The following is a 3,717-nucleotide window of genomic DNA, read 5'->3' as shown; positions in this document are numbered from 1 at the left end:
CTTGATGCCCTTGGAACTGGTTACGTTCTTTAATTTTATTGAGAATACTATCCAAAGCAAAAATAGGGCTGATAGCTGGATATTTTTCTAAAGGGCGACCATCTTTTACCAAATTTTTTAGCTCTTTCCCACTCTGCATTGCTGCCACCAGCGATTCTAACTCGGCATACTCAAACTGTCTTAAGGCATTAACTCCAGCCCGTTCTAATTCCGTTCCCTTTTGTGCTTCTTTTTGTGCTGCTTCTGCTCCTTCTGTTGCTTTCTGTGCTTGTGCAAGTTTTGTTTGCGCTTGGTTGAGAGTGGTTTGGGCTTGTTGAGCTTGAGATTCTGCTTGCTGTTGTTTTGTCGCGGCTTGTTGTAATCTTACCTCAGCAGTTTTTATTTTTTCGCTTGCCGTTTTAATGCTTTCCTGTGCTTGGGCATTTTTCTCTTGTAATTCTGAGGCTTTCTGGTTTACCTCTTCCAAGTCTGCTTTAGCAGCAGCAAGGTTTTGGTTTGCCTGTTGAGTTTTCTGTTTTGCTAATTTTGATTCTCTTTCTGCGGCTTGCTGATTCTTCTGCGCTGCTTGAAACTTTTGCTCTGCATCTTTCTTTTTAGTTTCTAATTCATGCGCTTTATTCTGTATTACTAGCTGTTGTTTTTGCATAACTTGCAAGTTTTGATTTACTAACTTGTATTTAGCTTCAGCCGTTTTAACTTTATTTTCTGCCTCTTGCTTTTTACCATCAGCATCCTTAGCAAATTGAATTTGATTCAATGCATATAAAGATGATATACCTGCAAATAATAATAGACATACCGCTAAACCAGAACTCACTCTCAACTGCATCCGCCCTTGGCGAATTTGCCGCTTGGCTTCTTGTTGAGCATTAACTAATATCTGCTTTGCATCCTGTTCAAACTTCAACTTCTCTTCTGCTTGCAAGCGTTGTTCTCGCTCTCTAGTTAATTCTGCTAATATTTCATTGCCCTGTTGTTGGCGAATAAAAGATACTAAATAATCATGCACCAGTTGATAACGGTCAACCGGCGATTCTGGTAATAGCAACACTAATCTTGATACTACAAAAATTTCTAACACCAAATCTAGTTTATCGGCTTCTGCTGCCAAATCTGCGGCTAACTCAGCACGAGTCTTGAGGGGACGAGTACCATTTTCATCTGTGAGTAAATATAAAACCAGTCGAGCAACCTGTTCATTCTCTAAGCCACAATCATGGATGACTTCTTCTAAAAATCGCTCAACCAGTTTTTCTTTAGTGCCAAATTGACGATACTTATCTAAAGTTGTAATTTTATCAGTTTGCAATTGCGTCCCAACAATTTGTAACTCAATCGGACGAACCTCCCCCAATTCGCCTGCTAAATCCTGTACTAATTGATTAATTAGCTCAGGTTCAAGATAAAATTGAGAACGTTCTGTTAAACTCTGCACAACTGCTTTAGCATCATCTGGTGAAAAGTTACCCAAATAATAGCGAATATTTTTATCAATAATATTATTATTAATTACATTTAAATCAAACAAACGCTCAAATTCTAATAAATAATGTAAATAATCTTCCCGTAAAGATAGAATTACTTTTACAAAAGGAATATCTAAACAAACTTGCAAAAACTCATAAAATGCTCGTCGTTGACCTTGGTCTGGATAAACAAAGAAAAACTCCTCAAACTGGTCAAACATTAAAACTGTCAACAAATTCCGGTCAGCATTTTTCCGTAATTGTTCTAAAATAGCTGCTGAAGAATCAAGATTAGCAAATAATTGATTACCTCTGACTTCCTCAAAAGCCTGAGCCATACTCTGCCCCAATACCCCCACCCAATCTGTATAAACTCGCAACAAAATAGGTAAAGCATCTCGCTCACCAATTGTTTCCTGTTGCAATGCCGGGATTAATCCACCCTGTAAAATCGAGCTTTTACCCACTCCTGATTGACCATGAATTACAGTCAATTTATGCTCAGTCCCGCCAATTCTTTCTCGCAACCGCTTAACATCTTGTCCCCGACCAGAAGCGGCAATTTCTTGAGCAATGGTTTCAGGGTTTTCTACTTGCAACTGTGCAGAATTAATTGCCTGTCGCTGTGGGTTGAGATAAGATGCACCAATAAAGGCGCGAAAACCATACTGTTGTTCAATTTGTAATTGTTCTTGTTTAATATTAAAAGCTTTAAGATATTCACCTTGTTCAAAGTAAAGTGAGCGTAACCTTTCTAATATAGATATATATAATTGCGGGTTATACTGATGATTACTTTCAGCTTTAGCAGCTTTTAAACTATTAATTGCTACTTTAAATTGACCTAAACACTGTTGAGATTTAGCTAAAATAAACCGATACCAACTAAATTCATTTGATTGTAAATTAGTTATATCAGCTAATATTTGCAATGCTTGTCCAGCAAGTTGATAAGCTTCATGCCATTGTGACTGCTCTAAGGCTACCTCTGCCAAAAAACCATAATCTTGAGCCAATTGCAACGATGTGCCATAATTTTGATGTAGCGGCAGAGCTTTTTCTACAAGGCTTTGCAACTCTGACCATGCTTGTAAACGTCGTAGCACTTCACCCAGTTTAGTAATATGTTTTGCAATTAAATCTGAAAGTTGTGCTTGTTCAAAAATTTCAATAGCTTGCTGAAAGTAATTTCTAGACTCTTGCCAATAGCGTTGATTTTCTGTCTGATTTTTTTCAGATTGGCGATTATAAGCCGAAGCAATATTAACGAGTAATATACCTTGTCGTTCTAAATAATTACTTTGTCGCCAGAACTCCAAGCTTTGATGATAATGTGCTAAAGCAGAATCTATCTGATCATGTAGATAATCATTTAAACCAAGCAAAAACTCTAAACTCGCTTGAAGTGCAGCTTCTAATACTTCTCCTCGATTTTGCAAATCTTGACGGGCAGTTTCTAGTTCCCGGCACATTTGGGAATTGGGCGTTATATCACCTGCAAAGATTTCATCACTTTTTTGTTGAAGGAAATTGACTAACTCATCGGTAGAGTTTTCAAACTCAATGATAGTTGCCCAATTCTCTAAATCAGTTGCTAATCGAATAAATTTTTGCAGAACTGAATCATTAACCCACAACAATATCGGAAACGGGAAGTTCTTTCTAAACTCCTCCCGTACTTGGTTAGCTGAAGTCAGAACTGTATCAATATCTTTAACCGACTCCAAACCAAAAACCATTAATGCTGGTGGCTGTTCATCTCCCAGTTGTTCGCGTATATTTGTGTAAAGCGTTTTGACTGATGCAGGTAAAGTAATTTCGTGAATGTGTACAGGAGATAATTGGTGTAGGCGTTCTACCATGCGCTGACGTAAATCAGCATAGTTACAGCGCAGCAGAATCAGCGAAAATCCCCCCTGAGAAAGGGTAATTGTTCGCACCAGAGTTTGCAATGAACGTTCATTGTCAAAGGCTAAATTTTCTGGCTCTCGCTGATTACTCATAACATAAATAAGTACTTAAGCAAAATTAGATTTATTGGTAGAGATAAGGAACAGCGAACGGGGAATAGGAAAAGAATGTGTGTAACGGAAGAACAACAGACGATTTCTGCTAGTTGTAAAAAGCTGTAGTTTATCAAAATGACAACTGACACGGCTCCCGGACTTGCTGATATGGCTCCCGCACTTGTTGATGTAGCTCCCGCACTTGCTGATGTAGCTCCCGCACTTGCTGACACCGTTAATGTTGT

The 3,717-nt window shown here is 38.2% G+C and carries 1 protein-coding gene; it reads right to left on the bottom strand.

The features are described 5' to 3' along the window. Positions 1-3,469, bottom strand: a 3,469-nt coding sequence (locus ACFE90_RS08615; protein WP_375499550.1) for a hypothetical protein, incomplete at its 3' end; no start/stop codon positions are given. Between the last annotated feature and the right edge of the window lie 248 nt (positions 3,470-3,717).

The organism is uncultured Nostoc sp. (genome assembly GCF_964245445.1).
In the GTDB taxonomy this organism is placed as follows: domain Bacteria; phylum Cyanobacteriota; class Cyanobacteriia; order Cyanobacteriales; family Nostocaceae; genus Nostoc.
The sequence above is the reverse complement of the archived record's forward strand: the minus strand, read 5'-3'. Positions and strand labels throughout refer to the sequence as shown.